Origin of the sequence: Kingella bonacorsii (assembly GCF_016623605.1) — a bacterium.
In the GTDB taxonomy this organism is placed as follows: Bacteria; Pseudomonadota; Gammaproteobacteria; order Burkholderiales; family Neisseriaceae; genus Kingella_B; species Kingella_B oralis.
The window spans coordinates 356,597-379,996 of sequence record NZ_JAEHNZ010000002.1 but is presented as its reverse complement, the minus strand read 5'-3'; the positions used below and the strand labels follow the sequence as shown (position 1 = coordinate 379,996).

Genomic DNA, 23,400 nt, shown 5'->3' with positions numbered 1-23,400 from the left:
TGTTGCAATAAACTAAGTTGGATTTTTAAAGGTTATTTAAACATGATTCAAATGCAAACTATTTTGGATGTTGCTGATAATTCTGGTGCGCGTCGAGTAATGTGCATCAAGGTGATTGGTGGGTCCAAGCGTCGCTATGCAAATGTTGGTGATGTTGTTAAGGTGGCGGTGAGAGACGCTAGCCCACGGGGGCGTGTGAAAAAAGGTGATGTTTATAATGCTGTTGTGGTTCGTACTGCAAAAGGCATTCGTCGTCCTGATGGCGCACTAATTAAGTTTGATAATAATGCGGCGGTGTTGTTGAATAATAAACTTGAGCCTATGGGCACTCGGATATTTGGACCGGTAACACGTGAGTTGCGCACGGAGCGTTTTATGAAGATTGTTTCATTGGCTCCCGAGGTGTTGTGAGCTTTAGGAGTTTGTAATGAATAAGATTATTAAAGGCGATCAGGTTGTTGTTGTTGCTGGTAAAGATAGTGGCAAGCAAGGTAGGGTGATTCGCGTATTGGGCAATAAAGTTGTTGTGGAAAATATTAATATTGTTAAGCGGCATCAAAAGCCTAATTCTATGCGCAATATTGAGGGCGGCATTATTATTAAAGAGATGCCAATTGCGATTTCAAATGTCGCCATTTTAAATCCTAATACAAAAAAAGCTGATCGTGTTGGGATTAAAATGGTTTTTGTTGATAGTAAAGTGAAGCGCGTTCGCGTATTTAAGTCAGATGGCATGGAAATTCCTGCTGTTAATCGTGGAGCATAATCAAAATGGCACGTTTACAAGACTTTTATAAAAATATGGTTGTACCAGAATTGGTGAAACAGTTTGGTTATAAAACAATCATGGAAGTTCCACGTATTGAGAAAATCACTTTGAATATGGGGGTTGGTGAAGCAGTTGCTGATAAGAAAATTATGGAGTATGCAGTTGGTGATTTGCAAAAAATATCAGGTCAGAAGCCAGTAGTAACTGTTGCACGTAAATCTATTGCGGGCTTTAAGATTCGAGATAATTATCCAATAGGTTGCAAAGTTACTTTACGCCGAGAGAGAATGTTTGAATTCTTGGATCGTCTGGTAACTATTGCTTTGCCTCGCGTACGTGATTTTCGTGGTGTGAGTAGTAAGTCGTTCGATGGAAGTGGTAACTATAATATGGGTGTTCGTGAGCAAATTATTTTTCCAGAAATCGAATATGATAAAATTGACACGTTGCGTGGGTTGAATATAACTATTACAACCACAGCAAAAACTGATGAAGAGGCCAAGGCCTTGCTGTCATTGTTTAAATTTCCATTTAAAGGTTAATTATGGCTAAGAAAGCACTTATTAATCGTGAAGTGAAGCGCATTGCACTTTCTAAAAAATATGCTGCAAAGCGCGCAGCTATTTTTGCAATTATTAATAATGCAAGTGCAACAGAGGAAGAGCGTTTTGGAGCTCGTCTGCAACTTCAATCAATTCCTCGTAATGCTGCTCCAGTTCGGCAGCGGCGGCGCTGTGCTATCACTGGGCGTCCACGTGGCGTGTTTAGAAAATTTGGTTTGGGGCGCATTAAGATTCGTGAGATTGCTATGCGTGGTGCAATTCCTGGTGTTATTAAAGCCTCTTGGTAATAGGAGTATAAAAAATGAGTATGCATGATCCTATTTCCGATATGTTAACCCGTATTCGTAACGCTCAGCGTTCAGGTAAGGTTTTTGTAATTATGCCTTCTTCAAAATTAAAATGTGCTATTGCAAATGTATTGAAGGCTGAGGGTTATATTGAGGATTTCTCCGTATCTGATGGTAATAAGCCTGAATTATCTATTATCTTAAAATATTATTTGGGTAGTCCTGTTATTGAACAAATTAAGCGCATTTCGCGTCCAGGGCTTCGTATTTATAAAGGAGTAAATGATATTCCTTTGGTGATGAATGGATTGGGAATAGCTATTGTTAGCACTTCGCAAGGTATCATGACAGATCGCAAGGCACGCAGTTTGGGTGTTGGTGGCGAATTGTTATGTGTTGTTGCTTGAGGTTGGAGGAGATTGTTGAAATGTCTCGTGTAGCAAAGAATCCAGTAGTAATTCCTGCTGGAGTTGAAGTAAATTTTGAAGTAAATGCATTAGTTGTTAAAGGTAAAAATGGAACTTTATCTCTCAACTTAACTGGCGACGTAAAAGTTGAGTTGAGGGATGGGCAGTTAATTTTTTTACCTAGTAATGATAGTAAACAAGCAAATGCGATGTCTGGTACCATACGTGCATTAGTTGCTAATAGTGTAAAAGGGGTATCGGAGGGTTTTGAGAAAAAATTGCAATTGGTTGGTGTGGGTTACCGTGCTCAGGCCCAAGGCAGAGTTTTAAACCTGTCATTAGGGTTTTCTCATCCTGTTGTACATGAAATGCCAGAAGGTGTTACAGTATCAACTCCTTCTCAAACTGAAATTGTGTTAACTGGTGCAGATAAGCAAGTTATAGGACAAGTTGCAGCTGAGATACGCGCCTATCGTCCTCCTGAACCTTATAAGGGCAAAGGTGTGCGTTATGCTGGTGAGACTGTAGTTATGAAAGAAGCTAAGAAGAAATAATAATTTGAGGTTACTGTTATGAATAAGAAAGCTGCAAGGCTGCGTCGTTCACGCAAGACACGCGCAAAAATTTCAGATTTAAAAATGATACGGCTATGTGTATTTCGCACTAATAATCATATTTATGCTCAAATCATTGATTCGAATGGAGCTAATGTGTTGGCATCAGCGTCTACTGTGGATAAAGAGATCCGGAATCATATAAAATCTGGAAGCAATGTGGAATCAGCCTCAATTGTAGGTAAGTATATTGCAGAAAGAGCTAAATCGGCAGGTATTGAGCAAGTTGCTTTTGATCGTTCGGGTTTTCAATATCATGGACGAATAAAAGCATTAGCAGAATCCGCTCGTGATAATGGATTGAGATTTTAAAGATTCTAGGGGCTAAAATATAATGGCAAAACATGAAATTGAAGAGCGTAATGACGGTCTGATTGAGAAAATGGTTGCTGTAAATCGCGTGACAAAGGTCGTTAAAGGTGGTCGTATCATGGCGTTTTCTGCATTGACTGTAGTTGGCAATGGGGATGGGCAGATTGGTATGGGAAAAGGTAAATCTCGTGAAGTACCAGTTGCTGTTCAAAAGGCAATGGATCAAGCGCGGCGCAGCATGGTTAAAATTCCATTAAAAAATGGAACTATATATCATGAAGTGCTTGGTAAGCATGGAGCAACGAAAGTTTTTATTCAGCCTGCGAAAGAAGGTAGTGGAATTAAGGCAGGTGGTCCAATGCGATTAGTGTTTGAGGTCATGGGGGTCCACAATATTTCTGCCAAAGTGCATGGGTCAACAAATCCGTATAATATTGTTCGTGCTACTTTAAACGGATTGGCGCAGTTGTACACTCCATCTGAGATTGCTGCAAAACGTGGTTTAACAGTAGAAGAAATTTTGGGAATTGAATAATGGCAGAGCAAAAAACTATTAGAGTTACATTGGTGAAAAGTTTAATTGGAACTATTGATACTCATAAAGCATGTGCACGTGGTTTAGGTTTGCGCCGTCTGCAGCATACAGTAACTGTTTTAGATACTCCTGAAAATAGGGGCATGATTAATAAAATTAGCTATTTATTAGATGTGGAGTTGTAATATGTTTTTAAATACAATTCAAAATTCTTTAGGTACTTGTATTGCACGGCGAGTAGGCCGTGGTATTGGTAGTGGTTTGGGTAAAACTTGTGGTCGAGGGCATAAAGGACAAAAAAGTCGTGCAGGTGGGTATCATAAGGTTGGTTTTGAGGGAGGGCAAATGCCATTGCAACGTCGCTTGCCTAAAAGGGGTTTTAATTCACTATCTGCTAAATCTAATGCGCAAATTACATTAAAAGATTTAGATTCTTTATGTGTTGACAGTATTGATTTAATTATTTTAAAACAAGCCGGTTTGATTCCAGAGGGCATTAAATCAGTTAAAGTAATCTCTTCTGGAAATATAAAAAGATCGGTTTTGTTAAGAGGTATCCAAGTAACAAAAGGGGCAAAAAGAGAAATTGAAGCGGCTGGCGGGAAGATTGAATAGGATCTTATAAAGTGGCGGCAAAACTATTTCTTTCAAAGCAATCGAAATTGTGGTCCAATCGGGAATTTAGAAGTAGAGTAATATTCTTACTGGGATCGTTGATTGTGTTTCGTATTGGTTCACATATTCCCGTACCTGGTGTTGATGCTAATGCTTTAGCGCAAGTGTATCAACAAGGAGCAAATGGAAGTATATTAAGTATGTTTAATATATTTTCTGGGGGAGCGTTGGAGCGATTTAGTATTTTTGCAATCGGTATTATGCCTTATATATCTTCATCAATTATTATGCAGTTGGCAAGTGAAATACTTCCTACTCTTAAGAATATGAAGAAAGAGGGAAATGTAGGGCGTAAACTTATTACTAAATATACGCGCTTAGGTACAGTTCTTTTGGCAGCAATACAGAGTATTGGTGTTGCTACGTTTGTATTGAGTCAAAAAATAGTTGTAATAAGTCCTTTTGAGTTTTATATTTCTACGGTAACTTGTTTAGTTGGTGGGACGATGTTTTTAATGTGGTTGGGTGAGCAAATCACAGAAAGAGGCATTGGGAATGGTATTTCATTACTTATAACGGCAGGAATTATTTCTGGGATACCTTCTGCGATAACTTTACTGAATAATTTAGCTCAAGAGCGCCCATTATTGGCTGTATCGCTTTTGTTTGTGGTTTTGTTGTTAGTTCTAGGTATTGTTTTTATTGAGAGTGCACTTAGAAAAGTTCCGATTCAATATGCTAAGCAACAAAATGCAAATGGGCATTCTCTCAATAATAGCGTTGCTCATATTCCGTTTAAATTAAATATGGCTGGGGTCATACCGCCTATTTTTGCATCTAGTATCATTATGCTCCCTTCCATGTTGTTAAATTGGTTGAATCCTGGAAGTTCTGCCGTTGGTAAGGTCTTGTCTATATTACGACATGGGCAAATAGCATATATGATAGTATTTGCTGCTACTATTATATTTTTTTGTTATTTTTACACGGCACTTGCGTTTAGTCCTCGGGAGATAGCAGAAAATTTGAAAAAAGGTGGGGCTTTTGTGCCAGGTGTTAGACCAGGAGATAAAACAGCACAGTATTTAGAGAATGTTGTTTTAAGATTAACGTTATTTGGGGCGTTATATATTGCTTTTGTTTGCCTTTTGCCTGAGGTTTTAACATCTTTTGTTGGGGTGCCATTTTATTTGGGGGGTACTTCACTATTGATATTGATAGTTGTTGTAATGGATTTTAATACTCAGATAATGTCATATCGTGTTACTCAGCGATATGAGGGTCTAGTTTCGAGTAGAAGTGGATTAAAATGACATGGCAAAAGAAGATGTAATACAGATGCAGGGTGAGGTTATTGAAACTTTGCCTAATGCAACTTTTAGAGTGAAGCTAGAAAGTGGTCATGAAGTAATTGGTCATATATCTGGGAAGATGAGAATGCACTATATTCGAATATTGCCGGGTGATAAAGTGACTGTTGAAATGACTCCATATGATTTGACACGAGCTAGGATTGTTTTTAGGGCTCGGTAGATATTTTATTAAGGATAAGTTATGCGTGTGCAACCATCTGTAAAACCAATTTGTCGAAATTGTAAGGTAATACGGCGTAATCGAGTGGTTCGTGTAATTTGCACTGATCCGCGGCATAAGCAACGTCAAGGTTAATCTTACAACTATACTAATTTTCTTAATGAGTAAGGAATAAATTATGGCTCGTATAGCAGGGGTTAATATCCCGAATAATGCTCATATCGTAATTGGTCTTCAGGCTATTTATGGTATTGGGTCGACCCGTGCCAAGATGATATGTGAAGCTGCTGGAATTTTAGGTAGTCACAAAGTCAAAGATTTGGACGAAAAACAATTAGAAACTCTTCGTGAAGAGGTTGCTAAGTATGAAGTTGAAGGTGACTTGCGTCGTGCAGTGACAATGAATATTAAACGGCTTATTGATATGGGCTGTTATCGAGGTTTCCGTCATCGTCGTGGACTTCCTTGCCGTGGCCAGCGCACACGTACCAATGCTCGTACACGTAAAGGACCTCGTAAAGCAATTGCAGGTAAAAAATAAGGAAAGTAAATAATGGCTAAAGCAAACACAGCTTCACGTGTACGAAAAAAAGTGCGTAAAACCGTGAGTGAAGGTATTGTGCATGTTCATGCATCATTTAACAATACAATTATCACAATTACAGATCGTCAAGGAAATGCGTTATCTTGGGCTACTTCTGGCGGTGCGGGTTTTAAGGGCTCACGTAAAAGTACACCATTTGCTGCTCAGGTAGCGGCAGAATCTGCTGGTAAAGTTGCCCAAGAGTATGGTGTTAAAAATTTGGAAGTTCGTATAAAGGGACCAGGTCCTGGTCGGGAATCTTCTGTGCGTGCACTCAATGCTCTTGGTTTCAAGATTACCAGTATCACAGATGTTACTCCGTTACCTCATAACGGATGCCGTCCATCAAAAAAACGTCGTATTTAATGGAGTAATTTAAGCATGGCACGTTATATTGGTCCCAAATGTAAACTGTCGCGTCGCGAAGGTACTGATCTATATTTAAAAAGCGCACGTCGCTCTTTAGATTCTAAATGCAAAATGGAAGCCGCACCAGGTCAACATGGTGCAAAAAAACCCCGTCTTTCTGGCTATGGTCTTCAGTTACGCGAAAAACAAAAAATTCGTCGCATCTATGGTGTATTGGAGCGTCAATTTCGTCGTTATTTTGCAGAAGCAGACAGAAGAAAAGGTTCAACTGGTGAGTTGTTACTGCAACTGCTAGAGTCTCGATTAGATAATGTTATTTATCGCATGGGGTTTGCTTCGACGCGTGCGGAGGCCCGTCAACTTGTTTCTCATAAAGCAATAATGGTAAATGGGCAGGTTGTCAATATTCCATCTTTCCAAGTAAAAGCTGGTGATGTTGTTGCTATTCGAGAAAAAGCAAAAAAACAAGTTCGTATTCAGGAAGCAATGGGTTTAGCCACTCAAATCGGTTTGCCAAGTTGGGTTTCTGTTGATGCGACAAAACTAGAAGGTACTTTTAAAAATGTACCTGATCGTGCTGAGTTGTACAGTGATATTAATGAACAGCTGGTGGTAGAGTTCTACTCTAAATAAAACTGGCGCAGTAAGGGGTAGTTAAATGCAAAATAGCACTTCCGAATTTTTGAGACCTCGCCAAATTGATGTTGATGCATTATCACCAACACATGCAAAAGTTTCTATGCAACCATTTGAGCGCGGTTTTGGACATACTTTGGGTAATGCTTTGCGCCGTATCTTACTGTCATCAATGAATGGTTTTGCACCAACTGAAGTAACAATTGCAGGTGTTTTGCATGAATATTCCACCTTAGATGGTGTTCAAGAAGATATTGTCGATATTTTATTGAATATTAAGGGTGTTGTATTTAAGCTTCATGGCGGTAGTACAGAGGCTGTTATTACATTAAAAAAAGAAGGTTCAGGTGTAGTAACAGCTGCTGATTTTGAGTTGCCTCACGATGTTGAAATTATCAATCCAGAACAAGTTATTTGTCATTTGGCAGCAAATGGCGATATTGATATGGAGGTTAAGGTAGAACAAGGTCGTGGATATCAGTCGGTTGCTGGTAGAAGAGCTGCAAAAGAGCAAACTAAAATTGGCTCTATTCAATTGGACTCAAGTTTTTCACCTATTAGCCGCGTTAGCTTTGAAGTTGAAGCAGCTCGCGTTGAACAAAGAACAGATTTAGATAGTTTAGTCTTAGATATTGAAACAAATGGCTCAATTGAACCAGAGGAAGCAGTTCGAGCTGCTGCCCGAATTTTGATTGACCAAATGTCAATATTTGCTGACTTGGAAGGTACGCCAATTGAAGTTGAAGAAGAAAAAGCGCCTCCAATTGATCCTGTTCTGTTGCGCCCTGTAGATGATTTGGAATTAACCGTTCGTTCAGCAAACTGTTTGAAGGCAGAAGATATTTATTACATCGGTGATTTGATTCAACGTACTGAAACTGAGTTGTTAAAAACACCTAATTTGGGTCGTAAATCCTTAAATGAGATTAAGGAAGTTTTGGCATCTAAAGGTCTGACTTTAGGTTCTAAACTGGAGTCTTGGCCTCCTGCCGGATTGGAAAAACCCTAGGCTTTAAAGTTTAAAGGATAATTGATATGCGCCATCGTCATGGTAATCGCAAATTAAATCGTACTAGTAGCCACCGTGCAGCTATGCTGCGTAATATGGCAAACTCTCTATTAACGCATGAAACGATTGTAACTACTTTGCCCAAAGCGAAAGAGTTGCGCCGAGTGGTTGAGCCTTTGATTACTCTGGGTAAAAAACCATCATTAGCCAACCGTCGTTTGGCATTTGATCGCACGCGCGACCGTGATGTTGTGGTTAAGCTATTTGGCGACCTGGGTACACGTTTTGCTTCTCGCAATGGTGGTTATATTCGCATTCTGAAATATGGCTTCCGCAATGGCGACAATGCGCCTTTGGCATTGGTTGAGCTGGTGGATAAAGCTGCTGAGTAAGATAGAAGTAAGTTAGATTAAAGCCGAGCTGGTTCCAGTTCGGCTTTTTCTCAAACCGAAATAATTTCTGTTGGGGTGAATATGGTTAATTTATATCAGGTATTGGGTTTGTCCTATTCGGCAACAAGCGATGAAATTCAGGCTGCCCTGGAACGCAAGCAATCTACTCTTGATGCTAAAACAGTGAAAGCGGTTACTGAATGGCTGTTAGTGGATAATGTGCGTACGCGTTATGACGCAAAATTGCGCCAAGAGCAGCCTGAATTCTTTCAGGCTGCAACGGTTGCAAGAGAAACGTCTTCAACCGCAAGCTTGCAAAAAAATGAAACGCAAGAAGTGCCACAAACTCTTCAATCAGAAGAAGAGTATTACGTCCCTAATCTGTGGAATCCTACCGCGGCGGCAATTTGGGCGTTCTTCTTATCACCCATGCTAGGAGCTTGGCTGCATGCCATTAACTGGCGAGAATTGGGTGAAGAAAAACTAGCCGAGCAGAATATGTATTTTGTTTGGGGAACAGCCGCATCGGGTTTTTTGGTTATTTTAATAGAAGCCGTTGCCAATATTGAATTTCCTCCTGCTGTGAGTGGCATTGCCATCTGGGCAGCATGGTTTGTTACTGTTGGCAAAAAGCAAATTGAGTTTGTTCACAACGAAGTGAACGATGATTATGATAAAAAAGGCTGGGGCAAACCAATCGGGCTAACCCTGTTGGGTTTGCTTGCCTATGTGGCGGCGCTTATCGCGTTTTCTTTTTTGCTGATTATTGCGGGCGTGATGCAACTGCCTGCCTAACAAAAAACGGTGTGATGATTCACACCGTTTTGCGTTTTCAGGCTGCCTCAAATCAATCATGCACGCGCAGCAGTTCCACTTCAAAAACCAGTGTCGCGTGTGGCGGAATCACACTGCCCGCGCCGTGTGCGCCATAACCCATTTCAGGCGGAATGGTCAGCTTGCGTTTGCCGCCTTCTTTCATGCCGTCAAAGCCTTCATCCCAGCCCTTAATCACCTGCCCCACGCCCAGCGTAATAGTTAAAGGTTGGTGGCGGTCTAAGCTGGAATCAAATTTCGTGCCATCGGCGAGCCAGCCGGTGTAATGCACGGTAATCTTCTTGCCCTTCTGCGCCAATTGGCCCTCGCCCGCTTGCAGGTCTTCAATAATCAAACTCATGTTTCGCCTTTCTGATTGCGTTGAAAAGCCGCAAGCGTATCACAAAACCGCTTTTCAGGCTGCCTGCATTTGTTTACAATCAAAAAACGATTATTTCACAACAAGATAACGTTTTCAGGCTGCCCAATCCGTCCCGCAAAGGCAGCCTGAAACCCGAAAGGAAAGCATTATGATGAACTGGCAGCAACTCATGTCGCCCACCCGTTTTCAAATCGACGAACACGGCACCATCTCCGCCGTGCCGCCCAAAGCGCACACGCCCTACCGCACCCCTTTTCACACCGACTACGACCGCGTGGTCTTTTCCAACGCCTTTCGCCGGTTGGGGCGCAAAACCCAAGTGCATCCGCTCGCCAAAAACGACCACACTCACAACCGCCTCACCCACAGCGTAGAAGTCGCCAGCGTGGGGCGCAGTTTGGGCAATCTGGTGGGCGAACTGTTGCGCGCCGAACAGCAACTGCCGCCCAATCTTTCGCCCAACGACCTCGCCACCACCGTGCAAACCGCCTGCCTTGCCCACGACATCGGCAACCCTCCATTCGGGCACACTGGCGAAGACGCTTTGCGCGATTGGTTTAGGCAGCCTGAAAACGCCCTGTACACCGCCACGCTCACCCCCGCGCAACGCAGCGACATTCAGACCTACGAAGGCAACGCCCACAGCCTGCGCCAAACCGCCAGCATTGAAATGTATCGCAATCGCGGCGGCATGCGCCTCACCGCCGCCGGCTACGGTGCGCTGCTCAAATACCCGTGGACAAGCAGCAGCCCGCAAGGGCAACGCAAATTCAATATCTACCAAACCGAGTTGCCGCTGATGACCCGCATCGCCGCCGAGCTGGGGCTGCCTGAAATCGCCGCCAACCATTGGGCGCGCCATCCCTTGTCTTACCTGATGGAAGCCGCCGACGACATCTGCTACGCGCTGATGGATTTGGAAGACGCCGTCAGCCTAGACCTGCTGAACCATCACGAAATTGCCGACATCCTCGCCCCGCTCGTTGCCCCCGAAGCCACCCAACACGCCGCCAGCCCGCGCGAACGCACCGCCATGATGCGCGGCATCGGCATTGGCGCGGCGATTGACGGCATCGCGCAAACCTTCATCAGCCACCACGCTGCCCTGCTCCACGGCGATTTCCAAGGCAAAGACCTGATTGAACAAAGCCCCGCTGCCGTGCACGAAGCGTTGCAAAACGCCAAAACGCTCGCCCGAGAGCGCATTTTCCGCCACCGCGTGAAAGTGGAACTGGCGGCGTTTTCCTGCATCGCCTCCATGCTGGATTTGCTTGTTCCCGCCGCCCATGCGCTGATTGTTTCGGGCAGCTGCAAAAAGCAGCACAAACTCGCACTCAGCCTGCTGGAAAACGACCCGATTACCGAACGCGACAGCTTGTATCTGGCGTATATGAAAATTTTGGATTTTATCGGCGGCATGACCGACAACTACGCCGCCCGCATCGCGCAAGAAATATCAGGCATCAGCATGGTGTAATAATATCTGCAATGAAAACATAATATTGTCGAATGGGTGCGAAATTGTGCTTTACAAGGCAGGGATTGCTCTGTATTATTCGCGCTTTCTTGACTTGCATTGAGATTAAATTGGATATGCAAATACGCACCCGTAGCTCAGTTGGATAGAGTATCTGGCTACGAACCAGAGGGTCGGGCGTTCGAATCGCTCCGGGTGCGCCAAGAAATCTATTTTTAGACGCGCCCATCGTCTAGCGGTTAGGACATCGCCCTTTCACGGCGGTAACGGGGGTTCGATTCCCCCTGGGCGTGCCAAGTTTTCAAAACCTGCTTCAAACCTGTTTAGGTTGAAGCAGGTTTTGTTTTGCGCGCTCTGCGCTGTATGGGTTTGGGTTTAACGGTTGCCGCGGCGTTAGATAAATGCCGCCGTAAACCTTAATACTGTTTTCTGTTTTCAGGCTGCCGATTGCATCCGCATGGGTAGCCTGAAATTCAAAGATTCAAAAGAATGCCTATTTATTTAAGCCGCCTGCCCGCCGAAGTACAAATATTCGTGTAGAAAGCGGAAAGCCGTGCGCTCAGGGCATGACGGCAAACCCAAGCGATAACGGCAGCCGCAGCAGCAAGGGCGGCAATGATGATGCCGGCAACGTGCTGTTTGGTTGGGCGCTCGATGCTCTGATTGTATTTGAATCAAACCTCTGCAAACCACGTGTAATCGGTTTGGCAGGGGTTTTGTTATGCGGGGGTGGTTTTCAGGCTGCTCTTTGGTTTGGGCTTTGAGGCAGCCTGAAAATGGGGATAAGGCTTTTCAGGCTGCCTAATCTATCCAATTCAACACGGTGCGCCCCGCGTGCAGCAGGCGGTAGATAAACAGCGAGTAGCTTTCTTCAATGAAAAATTTCCAGCGGGCCTGCTCGGATGCTTCGGTGTAGCGGCTGGTGGGCGTGGGCGACGGGGTGGCGGGGATGCCGAGATCGCGGGCAATGGCGACGGCGCGCGCCATGTGGTAGGGGTCGCTGACGATGATGACGCTGTGGATTTTGTGTTTTTGGATGAGCAGTCGGGTGTTGACGAGGTTTTGGTAGGTGTCTTTGGAGCGGGTTTCGTAGAGGATGTCGTGGCTGGGAATGCCTTGTTTGATGGCGAATTTTCGGGCGACTTCGCCTTCACTGGGGTAGCCTTCTTTGCGCGTGCCGCCGGTGAAGATGAGTTTTTCCACTCGTTCGGATTGATACAGGGCGATGGCGTGGTTGATGCGCTCGCGGAACACGGGCGAGGGCTTGTCGCCCCATGCGGCTGCGCCTAAAACGACGGCGGCATCGGCGTGTTTGGGCAGCGCGGCGGGGGCGTGGGCGTATTGGTAGACTTGCCATGCGCACCATGCTTGCAGGGCGAAAATGCTGAGGATGCTGAGCAGGAAGCCGTAGCGCAGATAGCGCAGGGTGGATTTTTGCGGCATGGCGGGTTAAACGGGCCGGGTGGGTTTTCAGGCTGCGCTAGTTGGCATCGGCAGCCTGAAAATCGGGGTTGGGCGGGCTGGCGGATGATGGCGGATGCGGCGCTGGCCGGGTTTGGCAACTGAGGTTCCAGATGGAGGGCGTGCATTGCAGATGCCCGATGTATTGCAGCTTGGCAACGGGGGCGATGGTGACGATGTCGTCTTCGCGCATGTGCAGGATGTCGGATGGGTCCACCCATTGCGGTTGGACGGTGGTGAGCGGTTTGCCTGCGCGGTTGAAGGCTTCGATGACTAATTGCGAACAAAACAGCCGCTTGCTGCCGAGCGAGGGGACGGTGATGGTGGCGAGCGCGTTGAGACACAAATGGCGCATGGCGCGGGGGATAACGGGCAGTTCGCAGGCGTTTCGCGCGATGGAAAACGGGGCTTGCAGCGCGATGCCGAGGTGGTTGTAGCCGCTGCCGTTTTTTTCTTCGGCAAAGGCGATGATGGCTTGGATGTTTTCGGCGGTTAAATCGGGGCGGCGAAAGGCAACGGTGAGATTGGTTTCTTGCAAGGCTTCGTCTAGCGCACGGATGCGCGTGCCGCTGCCCACGGCTTCGGCGATTTTGCCGTCGCCCAAATAGATGAAGGAATGGCTGACGGCGGCGTTGCTGAACACGCGGATGCCCAGCGAGCGGATGCTGCCCTCGGAAGAAAACAAAATATCGCCTGCGCGCAAATCGCTCGGCCGGATAAAGGTTAAGCCGTTTTCAGGCAGCGTGCTGTTGCGCACGCTTTGCAGACGCAGCGCGGTTTTGCCGTTGTCGCTGCGGCGAATGTGCCATTCGGTGGCGCAGGCGCAAAGCAGGAGTGCCGTAATCAACAGGAGAGCGCGATACATTTTCAGGCTGCCTTAATTAACAAAGTGGCTTAAACAAGATGGCTTATTGTGGCAAAACAAGGGGCGCAGCGCAATGGCTGGCGGTGGCAAAAGGCAGCCTGAAAACGGCTTGTGCTACAATCGTGGCTTTTCCACACTATGAACAAGGATGATTGCCATGAAAAAATGGTTTTGGATTGTGCTGGCGGGCTTGGCGTTGGCAGGTTGCGCTTCATCGGGCGACAGCGACGATTTGGGGATTGACCCCAACACAGGCGTGAGCGCAGAGCATTTGACCGAATTTGTGTAACGCGAAATGATTTCAGGCTGCCTTTGTGGTGAATAATAGGCAGCCTGAAAACCGATAACAGCAAGGAATACCATGATTGTTTCCCTAGACATTGATGCGCAAAAAACCTTTACCCCGCTTTGCCCTGCCGAATTGCCCGTGCACGAAGGGCATCGGATTGCGGCGGAACTCAACGCCCAAGCGCGGCTTGCCCAGCTGCGCGTGATGAGCAAAGACGCGCACAGCCCCGCCGCCCGCTGGATTTGCGCCAGCCATGCCGAGCAACTGCGCCCCACAGGCTTGCCCAACGCGCGCGAGGCTTGGGTGGCGCACGCCATTGTTGGCACGCAAGGCTTTGAATTGCTGGACGAATTGCCACCCGTTGCCGCCTACGATTTTTGCGTGTGGAAAGGCGTTGAGCCCGATATGCACCCCTACGGCGCGTGTTATCACGATTTGGCGGAAAAATTGAGCACGGGGCTGATTGAATGGCTGCGCGACAAGGGCGCGACGGTGTTGCTGGTGGGCGGCTTGGCAACGGATTATTGCGTGAAAACCACGGTGTTGCAGCTTTTGCGCGGCGGCGATTGGCAAGTGTTGGTGAACAGGGCGGCGTGCCGTGGCATCGCGGCAGACACGGTGGCAGCAGCGTGGCATGAAATGCAGGCGGCAGGCGCGGTGGTGTTGGATGATGCGGCGGCGATGGCGGCGTATTTGTGGGAGCGGGGCGAGATAAGGTAAAGGCAGGCGGCTGAGGCAGCCTGAAAACGGCAACGGCACATCGCGCCGCCGCGCCATTTTGGATTTCAGGCTGCCTTTGCGCGCCCTAAAAACAGTTCAGGCTGCCTATCGTTCACCGATTAGGCAGCCTGAAACGCATCAGCGGTTATTTTTTCTTTTTGTTTTTGGTCGGCTCTTTGTCCAACACTTCCACTTTGGGCGCGCCGTTGGCGGGCGCAGCGGCGGCGGTTTGGCGGTTAATCAGCCATTGCTGGGCAATCGTCAGCAGGTTGTTCACCACGTAATACAGCACCAGCGCGGCGGGGAAGAAGAAGAACATCACCGAGAACATCAGCGGCATGATTTTCATCATTTGCGCTTGGGTGGGGTCGCTGGGCGGCGGGCTCATTTTGGTTTGCAGATACATGGTTACCGCCATCAGAATCGGCAGGATGTAGAACGGGTCGGGGCGCGATAGGTCGTGAATCCAGCCCAGCCACGGCGCTTGGCGCAATTCCACCGATAGGAAAATCATCCAATACAGCCCGATGAAAATCGGCATTTGAATCAGCATCGGCAGGCAACCGCCCAGCGGGTTGATTTTCTCGTCGCGGTAGAGCTTCATCAGCTCTTGCTGCATCGCCATGCGGTCTTCGGGGTTGGGGTATTTTTTCTTCAACGCGTCCATTTTGGGCTGCACCGCGCGCATTTTCGCCATGGATTTGTAGGCTTTTTGGTTGAGCGGGAACAGGATGGCTTTCACAATCAAGGTGAGCACGATAATTGCCCAGCCCCAGTTGCCGATGATGCCGTGCAGCCAGTTGAGCAGGGCAAACAGCGGCGAGGCGAAAATATGCACGCGCCCGTAGTCTTTGGTGAGTTCAAATTTGGGGGCGATGGTTTTCAGGATGCTGGTTACTTGCGGGCCGGCGTATAAATTAGCGGCGAAGGTTTTGCTGCCGCCTGCGGGGATGTCCACCGCGGCGGTGTTCACGCCTGCGCTGTATAGGTTGCTGGGCAGGCGTTTGATGCCGATGGTGCATGAGCCGCCTGTGCACAGGTTTTCGCCGTTTTCAGGCTGCATAATCCATGCCGAGGCAAAGTAGTGTTGAATCATGCCCACATAGCCGCCCGAGGCTTTGCGTTGGTATTCGGCGGTGTCTTTGCCTGCTTCAAAGTCTTTATCTAGCGTGGCAAATTGCACTTTTTGGAATGCGTCGGCATCGGGCGTGTAAACAATCGGACCCACATAGCTGCTGGTGAACCAGCCTTCGCCTGCGGGCTTGCTGTTGTCGCGCACGATTTGGTACGACGTGCCGAGCTTCACGGCTTGGCTGCTGGTGTTTTTCACCTCAAAGCGCACATTTACCAAATAGCTGCCTTTGGTAAACGTGTAAATTTTGTCCACTTGCACGCCGTTTTGCGCGGGAGCGGATAGGCGCACTTCCAGTTTGTCGCCGTTGAGCGTTTGCGATTTGGTGGCAGCCTGAAAATTGGCGTTCGCCAAAATATTGTTGCCGTTGGCATCCACCAAATTGGATTGGGCAACATAAGTGAGCGGCTTGCCGTCGGCGAACAGGGTGAAACTTTGCGCGGTGTCGTGGGTGGCATCGTAGTGTTGCAGGGTTAAGCCGCGCAAATCGCCTGATTTTTCGTCTATCGTAGCTTTAACGGTGTCAGTTTCCACGCTCACGGGCACGGTTGCGCCCAATGGGGCGGCTTGCGGCTGCGCGGCGGTTTGCTGCTGTTGCGCGGCTTGCTGTTGCGGCTGGGCGGCGGGGAAGAAGTGTTGCCAAGCCATCATAAAGACAATCGCCACAGCGGCGGTGGTCAGCATTCGTTTGAAATCGGATGGGTTTTGCTGTTGCATGAGAGTGTTTCCTAAAACTAGGGGACGGGGTCGTAACCGCAGCCGCCCCAAGGGTGGCAACGGGCAAGCCGTTTGAGGGCGAGCCAGCCGCCTTTGAGCGCGCCGTATTTGCGCACGGCTTCAATCGCGTATTGCGAACAAGTGGGCGTGTAGCGGCAGCGCGGCGGGATAAGCGGGCTGATGCAGAGTTGATAAAAGCGGATAAGCGCGAGAAAGAGTTTACGGAGCATGGGACGTTTCAGGCTGCCTATGGGGATGAGTGGGGCAACATGGCGGCGGGTTGGGAAAATCCAAGCGATGAAGCGGAATGTTTACAAATGCGCACCTGCTTAACGCGCGATTAGGCAGCCTGAAAGCGAGTTTACGAGCTTCTGCGAAGCTAAAATCAACTTTCAGGCTGCCTGAAACTTATTTGCATGGGCGGGGCAACATCAATTCTGCTAGCTGTTGGCAAACTTCGTGATACTGCTCGCGCTCAAACAGCACGCGCACGCGCACCACAAAATCTTTGGCGGGCAATTCGTGTTGATGCAGCCTGAACCATTCGCGGATGACGCGCTTCATGTAATTGCGCTTGTTTGCCCGTTTGGCGGCTTTTTTGCCCACCACCAAGCCCAATCGCGCGTGCCCCAGCGCATTGTGTTCCGATTGCAGCACGGCAAGAAAGGAGCGCGAACGCTGTTTTCTTAATGCAAAAACGGAAGAAAACTCTTCCGTTGTGAGCAGCCGATAGGCTTTGCCAAAGCGATAAGCCAATTACACAGCCAAACGTTTGCGACCTTTGGCACGGCGGGCAGCCAAAACGGCGCGGCCTCCGCGTGTTTTTGAGCGAACCAAGAAGCCGTGGGTGCGTTTGCGTTTGGTAACAGAGGGTTGATAAGTGCGTTTCATGTTGGTTTCCTAATCAAATATTGGGGGAAAAATAAACGGCGCATTAAACCTGTTTTGATGCGATTTGTCAAACAAAATAAGCGGATTGCGGGGTTTCAGGCTGCCTTTATGGCGGGGGTAAGGCAGCCTGAAAACGTTATGGGCTTATTGGCTGTTTAGGCGTTGGATAATTATTTGGCTGAGGCGGTGTACTTCGTTTTGCTCGGCTTGGGGCAATACGGTTTGCCAGTCGTGTGGGGTGAGTTTGGAGTAATTGAGGCGAACGGTTATGCTACGGTGAACGGATAAACCTTTGGGGACATTACGGATTTCTTTGAAGCGCAGATAATAGGTTGCGGGCTGGGATACGCCTGTGGGCAAATCTAAAAAGCGGTTGTAGCGTTTCATCAGCCATAGTGTTGAGAGGGGCGTGATGATGTTGTATAGCGCGAAAACGATGATGGTGGGCAAGAATAATTTACCCCCGTCAAAGAAAAGATGCGGGACGAGATAACAAACCACAGCCGTGAGCAGCACGGGCACGGGCAGGGTGTAGCCAAACGTTCTTTTCAACTGACGGGCAGCGTTGCGTTCGCTTTCGGTAACGGGCGCGGTTTTTTGCCATGAGATTTCCATTTCGCCTGCTTGCGCGGCGTGCAGCACTTCGGCGAATGGGGTGTCGGGGGTTGAATGGTTTTGCATAATTGTTTCCTTGGTTGGATGATAAAAACGGTTTCAGGCTGCCTGAACATCACTATTCGTCTTCGGCGAGCCGTTTTTGGATGGCGCGGATGAGTTGTTGCAATGCTTCGGGATTGGGCGCGTCGGGGAGCAGGGCTTGCCAGTCTGCCTGCGTGAAGCTGTCCCAATCGGGCAGGTATTTGTCGCAACGGGTTTGTAGCGTGTTTTTGGGGTAATAGCTGTGCTTGTGTCTGCGGGTTTCGATGAAATAGAGCGTAAAGTTTTCAGGCTGCATTGTGCCGATTGGGGTGCGCAAAATGCGGATGGCATCGGGCAGTTCTGTTTTCAGTATTGCTATTGCAAGGAAAAACGCTGTCGCGCCCAATAGTATTCCAACGATGTCCAATAGCATTCCAACGGTTTGCTGTTCGTCAAAACTCAAAAGTAATGCCAGTGCTGCCGTTACCATAAGCAGCAAGCCTAGCAAAATCAGACGGTGCAAGTGCTGCCGTGTTAGCAGGTGGTCTTGTTTGCTGATGGGCGTGATTTTCTGCCACGAGATTTCAAGCTCGCCCGATTGCAATTCGCTCAATAATCGCGCGTAGGTGAGTAGGGCATCATAATTGTTTGCTTTCATCGGTTTTCCTTATTTTTCAGGCTGCCTAAACATTGCTAGGCAGCCTGAAACCAATCAATCTCCGCTCACATTCAACACAGGCGCGGCGTTTTCTTCGGACAGCAGCACGGTCATCATATTGGTAACCAGCTTGGCTTTTTCAGGCTCGCTCATCGCTACAATACCGCGTTTTTCCAATTCCACCACCGTGCCCGCCACCATACCAATCGCGCCGCGCACCAGCGTTTGCCGCGCCAAAATCACCGCTTCGGCTTGCTGGCGGCGCAGCATGGCTTGGGCAATTTCTGGCGCGTAAGCCAGATGCGTGAAGCGCGTTTCGTCAATGCTGATGCCCGCGATTTCCACGCGCTCTTGCACCATGCGGCGAAATTGCTCCAAGATTTTGTCCGAATGCCCCGTTAGGCTGTCTGCCGTGCCATCGTTGGTGTAGGGATGGTGGGTTGCCAATACGCGCAGCGCGCCCTCGCTTTGCACTTGCAGGAAATCGTGCGTGTTTTCCACATCCAGCACCGCGGCGGCGGGGTTGTCAATGTGGTACACAATCGCGGCGGCGATTTCAATCGGCGTGCCCGAGGCATCGTTTACTTTCAGCGTGGCGGTAACGTAGTTACTGGTTTTGAGCGACACGCTCACCGTGCTGTAAAACGGAAACAGCCAAAAAAAGCCCGATTTGGGCAACACGCCTGCGTATTTGCCAAACAGCGTGCCCACTAAAGCGGTGTTAGGCTGCACCACGCGAAAGCGCGTAAAGCCATATCCCAGCGGCAGCAGCAGGAAACCCAAGCCGCCCGCTCCGTTTTCCAATGCGCTAAACATTCGCCACACCACAAATAGCGTGATTGCTACCAACACGGCGGCTGCGGCAAAGCCGTTAAGATGCGGCATGGTGTATTTTTTGCTGTATGACTGGCTCATGGGAACTCCTTATTGGTTGAGGATTGGGAATGGGTTGGATTATAGTGTAAAAACGATTGATTTTTCGTGATTTTTTATGATTTGTTGGCTGCTGACAACAGTCCCATCATGCCCCAAAAAAACTGTGGATAATGTTATCCACAACGGCGCGGGCTTAACAAAAATTTGCGGTATAATAACAAATATATCCACAACGTAATAAAGTAGTCCCATGCGTCTTTCTGAATTTTGGTCTCAATGTCTGGCTCTGTTGCAATCCGAGCTTTCCGAACAGCAATTTTCCCGCGACATCGCGCCGATTACGGTGGGCGAACAAGATGGCGCGTGGGTGTTGTTTGCCAAAAACCAATTTGCGGCAAACCTGTTGCGCACCCAATACGCCCGCAAAATCCACGAAGCCGCCGCGCTGATTGCGCCCGATGCGCCCGAATTGCTGTTTCAAGCAGGCGTGGGCGAGCGCGTGGCAATGGCGCAAGTGCCTGCGGATGTGGTTAGCCCTGTAAACAACGATAGAGGCAGCCTGAAAACCGCAAACGGCAGCCAAGTGCAAACTAAAACTGAAACCGCGCCCGCATCCGAACCAACGCCAAGCCCCGCGCGCAACAAAAGCGCGCAAGACATCTTAGCCGAGCGCATGAGCAACCTGCGTCCCAGCAAAAAAACAGACGAAACGCAGCCTGAAAACGCCGCCGCCAAGCTCTCCGCCATCGCCGCCGAGCAAGCACGCGAAGCCGCTGAACAACGCCTAAACCAAACCAATCTTTCCCCCGATTACACCTTTGACACGCTGGTGGAAGGCAAGGGCAACCAACTGGCGGCAAACGTTGCCAAAAGCATCGCCGAAAAACCGGGCGACAGCATGTATAACCCGTTTTTCGTGTACGGCAGCACAGGCTTGGGCAAAACCCACTTGGTGCAAGCCATCGGCAACGAATTGCTGCGGCTCAATTCCAAAGCCAAAGTGCGCTATATGCACTCCGATGAATACTTAAAAACCTTTATGGCAACGGTGCGCAACAAAACATGGGACACCTTCAAGCAACAATATTTGCATTACAACCTGCTGATTATCGACGATATTCAATTTATTTCAGGCAAAGACCGCACCATGGAAGAGTTTTTCTTCCTGTTTGAGCATTTTCACTCGCGCGACCAGCAAATTATCCTCACCTGCGACCAGCTGCCCAGCAGCTTGGAAGACATGGACAAACGCCTTGTGTCGCGCTTTTCATGGGGCATGACCATCCGCCTAGAACCGCCCGAATTGGAAATGCGCGTGGACATTTTGGAGCGCAAAGCCCAAGCCGCGGGCATTATGCTGGAAGAAGATGCCGCCACCTTTATCGCGCAAAACGTAAAACAAAATGTGCGCGAGCTGGAAGGCGCGTTAAACCGCGTGATTGCGCGCTGCCGATTTAGCAAAGCCAGCACCATAGACATAGACCTCGCCACCGACGCGCTGCAAGATATCGTTGCCAGCAACTACAAGCCGATTACCGTTGAGCTGATTATGAAAGCCGTTGCCGACCATTACCACATCAGCATCCGCGATATTTTGGGCAAAAAACGCAGCCGCAACCTTGCCCGCCCGCGCCAAATCGCCATGGCGATTACCAAAGAACTCACCAACCTAAGCCTGCCTGCCATTGGCGACGCATTTGGCGGGCGCGACCACACCACCGTGATGCACGCGGTGAAAACCATCGCCAAGCTGCGGCAAGACGAGCCTGAATTGAAGCAGGATTATGAGAAGTTGTTGATTGTGATACAGCATTAGTGAGCAGTGTTTTCAGGCTGCCTATATGGTTCAGCAAAGGCAGCCTGAAAACGCCATCCAGCAAAAGGAAGCAATATGAACAAACTCTGGAATAGCATCAAATGGCTGGCAGGCACGCTGGCGCTGTTTGGCGCGTTTATGTTGGGCGATATGCTGCGCGGCGATCCGATTACCCTGCGCCACTATATTGCCGCTGCTGGGATGGCTGGCTTTTTCGGCATCAACAGCTTGCCGTTGAAATGGTCTGCGCGCCAACGCTTTGCTTTTAACTTTGGCTATGTGTCGCTTTCCATGCTTGCCATATCGTTTTATTTCGGCGAACCGTTTGCATGGATAGGCTATGTTTTCGTGCCGTGCGCCATCGCATTGAGCATGGCGGCGATTTTCAATGCTAATCATTTGATGCGCGCAGCAGCCGAACAAGAGTAAGTGAAACAAGCCAGCAACAACCAAAAGGCAGCCTGAAACGAACAAAGCAAATTTCAGCCAAGCCAACGCGAATTACCCCCATGCAAAACTATCGCCAAAAATTCAAACCGCTCATCCTTATCGCCATCATCATGCTGATTTTCTCCGCGCTAGACGGCAAAATCACCCGCGAAGAATGGTACAGCTTCGGCGTGATTTGCCTGCTGGTGATCCCCTTTTGGACCATGTGGGACATCAACACCCGCAACGCAGGCAAATTCAGGCTGCCGCTTTATGCGCTGGGCACATTCATCGGCATCTTCGGCGCAAACTATATGCTGCGCGAACACAATATAGACAGCTTATTGATTAGTCCGCTGCTGTATAGCGCCGTGTTCACATGGCTGCAAAGCCTAGCCGATAAGCATCAGCCGCCCGAATAGGCAGCCTGAAAACCGCATCCCCAATCTCTCTAAACACCACCAACACAAAGGAAACCCCACCATGTTAATCCTACAAACCGAGCGCGACGCGCTGCTCAAACCCCTGCAAACCGCCACCGGCATCGTGGAGCGCAAGCACACCCTGCCCATTTTGGCGAACGTGCTGCTGGAAAGCAAAGGCGGCAAAGTGCACATCCTCGCCACCGACTTGGAAATCCAAATCCACACCCAAGGCGCAGACAGCGAACAAGGCGATTTCCAGCTCACCACCAACGCCAAAAAACTGCAAGACATCCTGCGCGCCTTGCCCGAAAACGCCACCGTGCAACTGGATTTGGACGAACACAAGCTCACGCTTAAAGCCGGCAAATCGCGCTTCAACCTGCAAACCCTGCCGCCCGCCGATTTCCCCACCATGAACATCGGCGAAACCACCCACACCCAATTTTCCCTGCCGCAAGAAACGCTGAAACACATGATTAGCCAAGTGCAATACAGCATGGCGGTGCAAGATATTCGCTATTATCTCAACGGCTTGCTGCTGCAAGTGGAAGGCAACCAACTGCGCCTGGTCGCCACCGACGGACACCGCCTTGCCTACGCCAGCACCACCATCGAAGCCGAGCTGGCCAAGCAAGACATCATCCTGCCGCGCAAAACCGTGTTGGAACTGGTGAAGCTGCTCAACCAGCCCAAAGAAGCCATCCACATTGAGCTGCTGGACAACCAAGTGCGCTTCCAATGCGGCGACACCACCATCGTGAGCAAAGTCATCGACGGCAAATTCCCCGACTACAACCGCGTCATCCCGCTGGACAACGACAAAATCTTCGTCATCAACCGCGCCACGCTGCTGGGCGCGCTGGAACGCTCCGCCATTCTCGCCAACGAAAAATTCCGCGGCGTGCGCCTGCAACTGGCCCCGGGCAGCCTGAAAATCACATGCAGCAACAGCGAGCAGGAAGAAGCCAGCGAAGAGCTGGAAATCGCCTACGCGGGCGAAAGCCTGGAAGTCGGCTTCAACATCCAATTCCTGATGGATGTGCTGCGCAGCGCAAACAGCGACGACATCCAAATCGCATTTGGCGATGCCAACCGCTCCACGCTGATTACGCTGCCCAACAACGCCGAGTTCAAATACATCGTGATGCCGATGCGGATTTAATTACGTTAACCCGTTTTCAGGCTG

At 48.8% G+C, this 23,400-nt stretch carries 36 protein-coding genes and 2 tRNA genes; 28 read left to right on the top strand and 10 right to left on the bottom strand.

Annotated features, from left to right (window positions below; all coding sequences use genetic code 11):
* Nucleotides 1-42 precede the first annotated feature (42 nt).
* The 19 genes from rplN (at nucleotide 43) to JDW22_RS06775 (ending at nucleotide 9,419) form a co-directional block, all read left to right on the top strand.
* A complete protein-coding gene (gene rplN / locus JDW22_RS06865; protein WP_200522433.1) occupies nucleotides 43-411 on the top strand; it encodes a 50S ribosomal protein L14 in 369 nt (122 codons plus the stop codon).
* A 16-nt stretch (nucleotides 412-427) separates the two neighbouring features.
* Nucleotides 428-766, top strand: coding sequence for a 50S ribosomal protein L24 (gene rplX, locus JDW22_RS06860; RefSeq protein WP_200522432.1), 339 nt, complete (start codon nucleotides 428-430; stop codon nucleotides 764-766).
* A 5-nt stretch (nucleotides 767-771) separates the two neighbouring features.
* Nucleotides 772-1,311 (top strand): 50S ribosomal protein L5, encoded by a 540-nt coding sequence (rplE, locus tag JDW22_RS06855; protein ID WP_003795912.1) that lies wholly within the window; start codon nucleotides 772-774, stop codon nucleotides 1,309-1,311.
* A 2-nt stretch (nucleotides 1,312-1,313) separates the two neighbouring features.
* Complete coding sequence (gene rpsN / locus JDW22_RS06850; RefSeq protein ID WP_200522431.1) at nucleotides 1,314-1,619, top strand: 30S ribosomal protein S14; 306 nt, start codon at nucleotides 1,314-1,316, stop codon at nucleotides 1,617-1,619.
* Between the two features lie 14 nt (nucleotides 1,620-1,633).
* The gene (gene rpsH, locus JDW22_RS06845; protein WP_040558526.1) at nucleotides 1,634-2,026 is read left to right on the top strand and encodes a 30S ribosomal protein S8; all 393 of its coding nucleotides are present in this window, start codon (nucleotides 1,634-1,636) and stop codon (nucleotides 2,024-2,026) included.
* Between the two features lie 20 nt (nucleotides 2,027-2,046).
* Nucleotides 2,047-2,580: a 50S ribosomal protein L6 gene (gene rplF / locus JDW22_RS06840; protein ID WP_040558528.1), complete on the top strand. Its 534-nt coding sequence runs from the start codon at nucleotides 2,047-2,049 to the stop codon at nucleotides 2,578-2,580.
* Nucleotides 2,581-2,598: 18 nt separating this feature from the next.
* Nucleotides 2,599-2,952, top strand: coding sequence for a 50S ribosomal protein L18 (gene rplR, locus JDW22_RS06835; RefSeq protein WP_200522430.1), 354 nt, complete (start codon nucleotides 2,599-2,601; stop codon nucleotides 2,950-2,952).
* 22 nt (nucleotides 2,953-2,974) lie between these two features.
* Nucleotides 2,975-3,487, top strand: coding sequence for a 30S ribosomal protein S5 (gene rpsE / locus JDW22_RS06830; RefSeq protein WP_003795921.1), 513 nt, complete (start codon nucleotides 2,975-2,977; stop codon nucleotides 3,485-3,487).
* Nucleotides 3,487-3,672 (top strand): 50S ribosomal protein L30, encoded by a 186-nt coding sequence (gene rpmD, locus JDW22_RS06825; RefSeq protein WP_081446099.1) that lies wholly within the window; start codon nucleotides 3,487-3,489, stop codon nucleotides 3,670-3,672. The genes rpsE and rpmD overlap by 1 nt, the downstream gene beginning before the upstream one ends.
* 1 nt (nucleotide 3,673) lies before the next feature.
* A complete protein-coding gene (rplO, locus tag JDW22_RS06820) occupies nucleotides 3,674-4,102 on the top strand; it encodes a 50S ribosomal protein L15 (RefSeq protein ID WP_040558533.1) in 429 nt (142 codons plus the stop codon).
* Nucleotides 4,103-4,149: 47 nt separating this feature from the next.
* Entirely contained in the window at nucleotides 4,150-5,415 is a 1,266-nt protein-coding gene (gene secY / locus JDW22_RS06815; protein WP_207748821.1) for a preprotein translocase subunit SecY, read from the top strand.
* Between the two features lies 1 nt (nucleotide 5,416).
* On the top strand, nucleotides 5,417-5,635 hold the full coding sequence (gene infA / locus JDW22_RS06810) for a translation initiation factor IF-1 (protein ID WP_003795927.1): 219 nt from the start codon (nucleotides 5,417-5,419) through the stop codon (nucleotides 5,633-5,635).
* Nucleotides 5,636-5,656: 21 nt separating this feature from the next.
* Nucleotides 5,657-5,770 carry a 50S ribosomal protein L36 gene (gene rpmJ / locus JDW22_RS06805; protein WP_002642304.1) on the top strand — a complete coding sequence of 38 codons (114 nt, stop codon included), beginning with the start codon at nucleotides 5,657-5,659 and terminating at the stop codon, nucleotides 5,768-5,770.
* 43 nt (nucleotides 5,771-5,813) lie between these two features.
* Nucleotides 5,814-6,176: a 30S ribosomal protein S13 gene (rpsM, locus tag JDW22_RS06800; RefSeq protein WP_040558536.1), complete on the top strand. Its 363-nt coding sequence runs from the start codon at nucleotides 5,814-5,816 to the stop codon at nucleotides 6,174-6,176.
* Between the two features lie 12 nt (nucleotides 6,177-6,188).
* The gene (gene rpsK / locus JDW22_RS06795) at nucleotides 6,189-6,584 is read left to right on the top strand and encodes a 30S ribosomal protein S11 (protein ID WP_003795931.1); all 396 of its coding nucleotides are present in this window, start codon (nucleotides 6,189-6,191) and stop codon (nucleotides 6,582-6,584) included.
* Nucleotides 6,585-6,599: 15 nt separating this feature from the next.
* A complete protein-coding gene (rpsD, locus tag JDW22_RS06790) occupies nucleotides 6,600-7,220 on the top strand; it encodes a 30S ribosomal protein S4 (protein ID WP_200522428.1) in 621 nt (206 codons plus the stop codon).
* A 25-nt stretch (nucleotides 7,221-7,245) separates the two neighbouring features.
* Complete coding sequence (locus JDW22_RS06785; RefSeq protein WP_200522427.1) at nucleotides 7,246-8,232, top strand: DNA-directed RNA polymerase subunit alpha; 987 nt, start codon at nucleotides 7,246-7,248, stop codon at nucleotides 8,230-8,232.
* A gap of 26 nt (nucleotides 8,233-8,258) precedes the next feature.
* Nucleotides 8,259-8,624 (top strand): 50S ribosomal protein L17, encoded by a 366-nt coding sequence (gene rplQ / locus JDW22_RS06780; protein ID WP_200522426.1) that lies wholly within the window; start codon nucleotides 8,259-8,261, stop codon nucleotides 8,622-8,624.
* An 81-nt stretch (nucleotides 8,625-8,705) separates the two neighbouring features.
* Nucleotides 8,706-9,419 carry a hypothetical protein gene (locus JDW22_RS06775; protein WP_200522425.1) on the top strand — a complete coding sequence of 238 codons (714 nt, stop codon included), beginning with the start codon at nucleotides 8,706-8,708 and terminating at the stop codon, nucleotides 9,417-9,419.
* Between the two features lie 52 nt (nucleotides 9,420-9,471).
* On the opposite strand, the gene JDW22_RS06770 is transcribed toward JDW22_RS06775, so the two are convergent.
* The gene (locus tag JDW22_RS06770; protein WP_200522424.1) at nucleotides 9,472-9,798 is read right to left on the bottom strand and encodes an FKBP-type peptidyl-prolyl cis-trans isomerase; all 327 of its coding nucleotides are present in this window, start codon (nucleotides 9,796-9,798) and stop codon (nucleotides 9,472-9,474) included.
* A 169-nt stretch (nucleotides 9,799-9,967) separates the two neighbouring features.
* Here JDW22_RS06770 and JDW22_RS06765 point away from each other — a divergent pair, with 169 nt between their 5' ends.
* The 3 genes from JDW22_RS06765 (at nucleotide 9,968) to JDW22_RS06755 (ending at nucleotide 11,592) form a co-directional block, all read left to right on the top strand.
* Nucleotides 9,968-11,296, top strand: a complete 1,329-nt coding sequence (locus JDW22_RS06765; protein WP_200522423.1) for a deoxyguanosinetriphosphate triphosphohydrolase — start codon at nucleotides 9,968-9,970, stop codon at nucleotides 11,294-11,296.
* A 126-nt stretch (nucleotides 11,297-11,422) separates the two neighbouring features.
* Nucleotides 11,423-11,499 (top strand) — tRNA-Arg (locus tag JDW22_RS06760).
* Between the two features lie 18 nt (nucleotides 11,500-11,517).
* Nucleotides 11,518-11,592 (top strand) — tRNA-Glu (locus JDW22_RS06755).
* A gap of 505 nt (nucleotides 11,593-12,097) precedes the next feature.
* Here the strand turns inward: JDW22_RS06755 and JDW22_RS06750 are convergent.
* Complete coding sequence (locus JDW22_RS06750) at nucleotides 12,098-12,739, bottom strand: YdcF family protein (protein WP_200522422.1); 642 nt, start codon at nucleotides 12,737-12,739, stop codon at nucleotides 12,098-12,100.
* 37 nt (nucleotides 12,740-12,776) lie between these two features.
* Nucleotides 12,777-13,622, bottom strand: a complete 846-nt coding sequence (locus JDW22_RS06745) for a C40 family peptidase (protein ID WP_200522421.1) — start codon at nucleotides 13,620-13,622, stop codon at nucleotides 12,777-12,779.
* Between the two features lie 157 nt (nucleotides 13,623-13,779).
* On the opposite strand from JDW22_RS06745, the gene JDW22_RS13900 reads away from it, so the two are divergent.
* Both JDW22_RS13900 and JDW22_RS06740 read left to right on the top strand, forming a co-directional pair.
* A complete protein-coding gene (locus JDW22_RS13900; RefSeq protein ID WP_268884217.1) occupies nucleotides 13,780-13,911 on the top strand; it encodes a hypothetical protein in 132 nt (43 codons plus the stop codon).
* Nucleotides 13,912-13,983: 72 nt separating this feature from the next.
* Nucleotides 13,984-14,631: an isochorismatase family protein gene (locus tag JDW22_RS06740; protein WP_200522420.1), complete on the top strand. Its 648-nt coding sequence runs from the start codon at nucleotides 13,984-13,986 to the stop codon at nucleotides 14,629-14,631.
* Between the two features lie 145 nt (nucleotides 14,632-14,776).
* Here the strand turns inward: JDW22_RS06740 and yidC are convergent, their stop codons facing one another.
* From yidC to JDW22_RS06705, 7 genes are all read right to left on the bottom strand, one after another.
* Nucleotides 14,777-16,480: a membrane protein insertase YidC gene (yidC, locus tag JDW22_RS06735; RefSeq protein ID WP_200522419.1), complete on the bottom strand. Its 1,704-nt coding sequence runs from the start codon at nucleotides 16,478-16,480 to the stop codon at nucleotides 14,777-14,779.
* Between the two features lie 17 nt (nucleotides 16,481-16,497).
* Entirely contained in the window at nucleotides 16,498-16,710 is a 213-nt protein-coding gene (gene yidD / locus JDW22_RS06730; RefSeq protein ID WP_200522418.1) for a membrane protein insertion efficiency factor YidD, read from the bottom strand.
* Nucleotides 16,711-16,888: 178 nt separating this feature from the next.
* The gene (rnpA, locus tag JDW22_RS06725; protein WP_200522417.1) at nucleotides 16,889-17,236 is read right to left on the bottom strand and encodes a ribonuclease P protein component; all 348 of its coding nucleotides are present in this window, start codon (nucleotides 17,234-17,236) and stop codon (nucleotides 16,889-16,891) included.
* A complete protein-coding gene (gene rpmH / locus JDW22_RS06720) occupies nucleotides 17,237-17,371 on the bottom strand; it encodes a 50S ribosomal protein L34 (RefSeq protein WP_002214728.1) in 135 nt (44 codons plus the stop codon). It lies immediately after the preceding gene.
* A gap of 144 nt (nucleotides 17,372-17,515) precedes the next feature.
* On the bottom strand, nucleotides 17,516-18,052 hold the full coding sequence (locus tag JDW22_RS06715; RefSeq protein WP_200522416.1) for a hypothetical protein: 537 nt from the start codon (nucleotides 18,050-18,052) through the stop codon (nucleotides 17,516-17,518).
* A 52-nt stretch (nucleotides 18,053-18,104) separates the two neighbouring features.
* Complete coding sequence (locus JDW22_RS06710) at nucleotides 18,105-18,668, bottom strand: hypothetical protein (RefSeq protein WP_200522415.1); 564 nt, start codon at nucleotides 18,666-18,668, stop codon at nucleotides 18,105-18,107.
* Nucleotides 18,669-18,722: 54 nt separating this feature from the next.
* A complete protein-coding gene (locus JDW22_RS06705; RefSeq protein ID WP_200522414.1) occupies nucleotides 18,723-19,583 on the bottom strand; it encodes an SPFH domain-containing protein in 861 nt (286 codons plus the stop codon).
* Nucleotides 19,584-19,794: 211 nt separating this feature from the next.
* Here JDW22_RS06705 and dnaA point away from each other — a divergent pair, with 211 nt between their 5' ends.
* The 4 genes from dnaA (at nucleotide 19,795) to dnaN (ending at nucleotide 23,376) form a co-directional block, all read left to right on the top strand.
* The gene (dnaA, locus tag JDW22_RS06700) at nucleotides 19,795-21,360 is read left to right on the top strand and encodes a chromosomal replication initiator protein DnaA (RefSeq protein ID WP_200522413.1); all 1,566 of its coding nucleotides are present in this window, start codon (nucleotides 19,795-19,797) and stop codon (nucleotides 21,358-21,360) included.
* A gap of 75 nt (nucleotides 21,361-21,435) precedes the next feature.
* Nucleotides 21,436-21,789, top strand: a complete 354-nt coding sequence (locus tag JDW22_RS06695; RefSeq protein WP_200522412.1) for a hypothetical protein — start codon at nucleotides 21,436-21,438, stop codon at nucleotides 21,787-21,789.
* Nucleotides 21,790-21,869: 80 nt separating this feature from the next.
* Complete coding sequence (locus JDW22_RS06690; protein WP_200522411.1) at nucleotides 21,870-22,211, top strand: hypothetical protein; 342 nt, start codon at nucleotides 21,870-21,872, stop codon at nucleotides 22,209-22,211.
* 61 nt (nucleotides 22,212-22,272) lie between these two features.
* Nucleotides 22,273-23,376 (top strand): DNA polymerase III subunit beta, encoded by a 1,104-nt coding sequence (gene dnaN / locus JDW22_RS06685; RefSeq protein ID WP_200522410.1) that lies wholly within the window; start codon nucleotides 22,273-22,275, stop codon nucleotides 23,374-23,376.
* Nucleotides 23,377-23,400: the final 24 nt, after the last annotated feature.

Bases quoted from the DNA above. Each gene is read 5' to 3' on its own strand.
- rplO (WP_040558533.1), top strand. From the start codon at position 3,674: ATGTTTTTAAATACAATTCAAAATTCTTTAGGTACTTGTATTGCACGG.
- rpsM (WP_040558536.1), top strand. From the start codon at position 5,814: ATGGCTCGTATAGCAGGGGTTAATATCCCGAATAATGCTCATATCGTA.
- rpsE (WP_003795921.1), top strand. From the start codon at position 2,975: ATGGCAAAACATGAAATTGAAGAGCGTAATGACGGTCTGATTGAGAAA.
- JDW22_RS06710 (WP_200522415.1), bottom strand. From the start codon at position 18,668: ATGAAAGCAAACAATTATGATGCCCTACTCACCTACGCGCGATTATTG.
- rplQ (WP_200522426.1), top strand. From the start codon at position 8,259: ATGCGCCATCGTCATGGTAATCGCAAATTAAATCGTACTAGTAGCCAC.
- yidD (WP_200522418.1), bottom strand. From the start codon at position 16,710: ATGCTCCGTAAACTCTTTCTCGCGCTTATCCGCTTTTATCAACTCTGC.
- JDW22_RS13900 (WP_268884217.1), top strand. From the start codon at position 13,780: ATGAAAAAATGGTTTTGGATTGTGCTGGCGGGCTTGGCGTTGGCAGGT.
- rplE (WP_003795912.1), top strand. From the start codon at position 772: ATGGCACGTTTACAAGACTTTTATAAAAATATGGTTGTACCAGAATTG.
- JDW22_RS06715 (WP_200522416.1), bottom strand. From the start codon at position 18,052: ATGCAAAACCATTCAACCCCCGACACCCCATTCGCCGAAGTGCTGCAC.
- yidC (WP_200522419.1), bottom strand. From the start codon at position 16,480: ATGCAACAGCAAAACCCATCCGATTTCAAACGAATGCTGACCACCGCC.
- JDW22_RS06705 (WP_200522414.1), bottom strand. From the start codon at position 19,583: ATGAGCCAGTCATACAGCAAAAAATACACCATGCCGCATCTTAACGGC.
- JDW22_RS06765 (WP_200522423.1), top strand. From the start codon at position 9,968: ATGATGAACTGGCAGCAACTCATGTCGCCCACCCGTTTTCAAATCGAC.
- JDW22_RS06740 (WP_200522420.1), top strand. From the start codon at position 13,984: ATGATTGTTTCCCTAGACATTGATGCGCAAAAAACCTTTACCCCGCTT.
- JDW22_RS06750 (WP_200522422.1), bottom strand. From the start codon at position 12,739: ATGCCGCAAAAATCCACCCTGCGCTATCTGCGCTACGGCTTCCTGCTC.
- dnaA (WP_200522413.1), top strand. From the start codon at position 19,795: ATGCGTCTTTCTGAATTTTGGTCTCAATGTCTGGCTCTGTTGCAATCC.
- JDW22_RS06695 (WP_200522412.1), top strand. From the start codon at position 21,436: ATGAACAAACTCTGGAATAGCATCAAATGGCTGGCAGGCACGCTGGCG.
- rplF (WP_040558528.1), top strand. From the start codon at position 2,047: ATGTCTCGTGTAGCAAAGAATCCAGTAGTAATTCCTGCTGGAGTTGAA.
- rplX (WP_200522432.1), top strand. From the start codon at position 428: ATGAATAAGATTATTAAAGGCGATCAGGTTGTTGTTGTTGCTGGTAAA.
- JDW22_RS06745 (WP_200522421.1), bottom strand. From the start codon at position 13,622: ATGTATCGCGCTCTCCTGTTGATTACGGCACTCCTGCTTTGCGCCTGC.
- rplN (WP_200522433.1), top strand. From the start codon at position 43: ATGATTCAAATGCAAACTATTTTGGATGTTGCTGATAATTCTGGTGCG.
- rpmH (WP_002214728.1), bottom strand. From the start codon at position 17,371: ATGAAACGCACTTATCAACCCTCTGTTACCAAACGCAAACGCACCCAC.
- rpmJ (WP_002642304.1), top strand. From the start codon at position 5,657: ATGCGTGTGCAACCATCTGTAAAACCAATTTGTCGAAATTGTAAGGTA.
- rpmD (WP_081446099.1), top strand. From the start codon at position 3,487: ATGGCAGAGCAAAAAACTATTAGAGTTACATTGGTGAAAAGTTTAATT.
- JDW22_RS06770 (WP_200522424.1), bottom strand. From the start codon at position 9,798: ATGAGTTTGATTATTGAAGACCTGCAAGCGGGCGAGGGCCAATTGGCG.
- JDW22_RS06690 (WP_200522411.1), top strand. From the start codon at position 21,870: ATGCAAAACTATCGCCAAAAATTCAAACCGCTCATCCTTATCGCCATC.
- rpsD (WP_200522428.1), top strand. From the start codon at position 6,600: ATGGCACGTTATATTGGTCCCAAATGTAAACTGTCGCGTCGCGAAGGT.
- rpsK (WP_003795931.1), top strand. From the start codon at position 6,189: ATGGCTAAAGCAAACACAGCTTCACGTGTACGAAAAAAAGTGCGTAAA.
- rpsH (WP_040558526.1), top strand. From the start codon at position 1,634: ATGAGTATGCATGATCCTATTTCCGATATGTTAACCCGTATTCGTAAC.
- infA (WP_003795927.1), top strand. From the start codon at position 5,417: ATGGCAAAAGAAGATGTAATACAGATGCAGGGTGAGGTTATTGAAACT.
- JDW22_RS06785 (WP_200522427.1), top strand. From the start codon at position 7,246: ATGCAAAATAGCACTTCCGAATTTTTGAGACCTCGCCAAATTGATGTT.
- dnaN (WP_200522410.1), top strand. From the start codon at position 22,273: ATGTTAATCCTACAAACCGAGCGCGACGCGCTGCTCAAACCCCTGCAA.
- rplR (WP_200522430.1), top strand. From the start codon at position 2,599: ATGAATAAGAAAGCTGCAAGGCTGCGTCGTTCACGCAAGACACGCGCA.
- rpsN (WP_200522431.1), top strand. From the start codon at position 1,314: ATGGCTAAGAAAGCACTTATTAATCGTGAAGTGAAGCGCATTGCACTT.
- JDW22_RS06775 (WP_200522425.1), top strand. From the start codon at position 8,706: ATGGTTAATTTATATCAGGTATTGGGTTTGTCCTATTCGGCAACAAGC.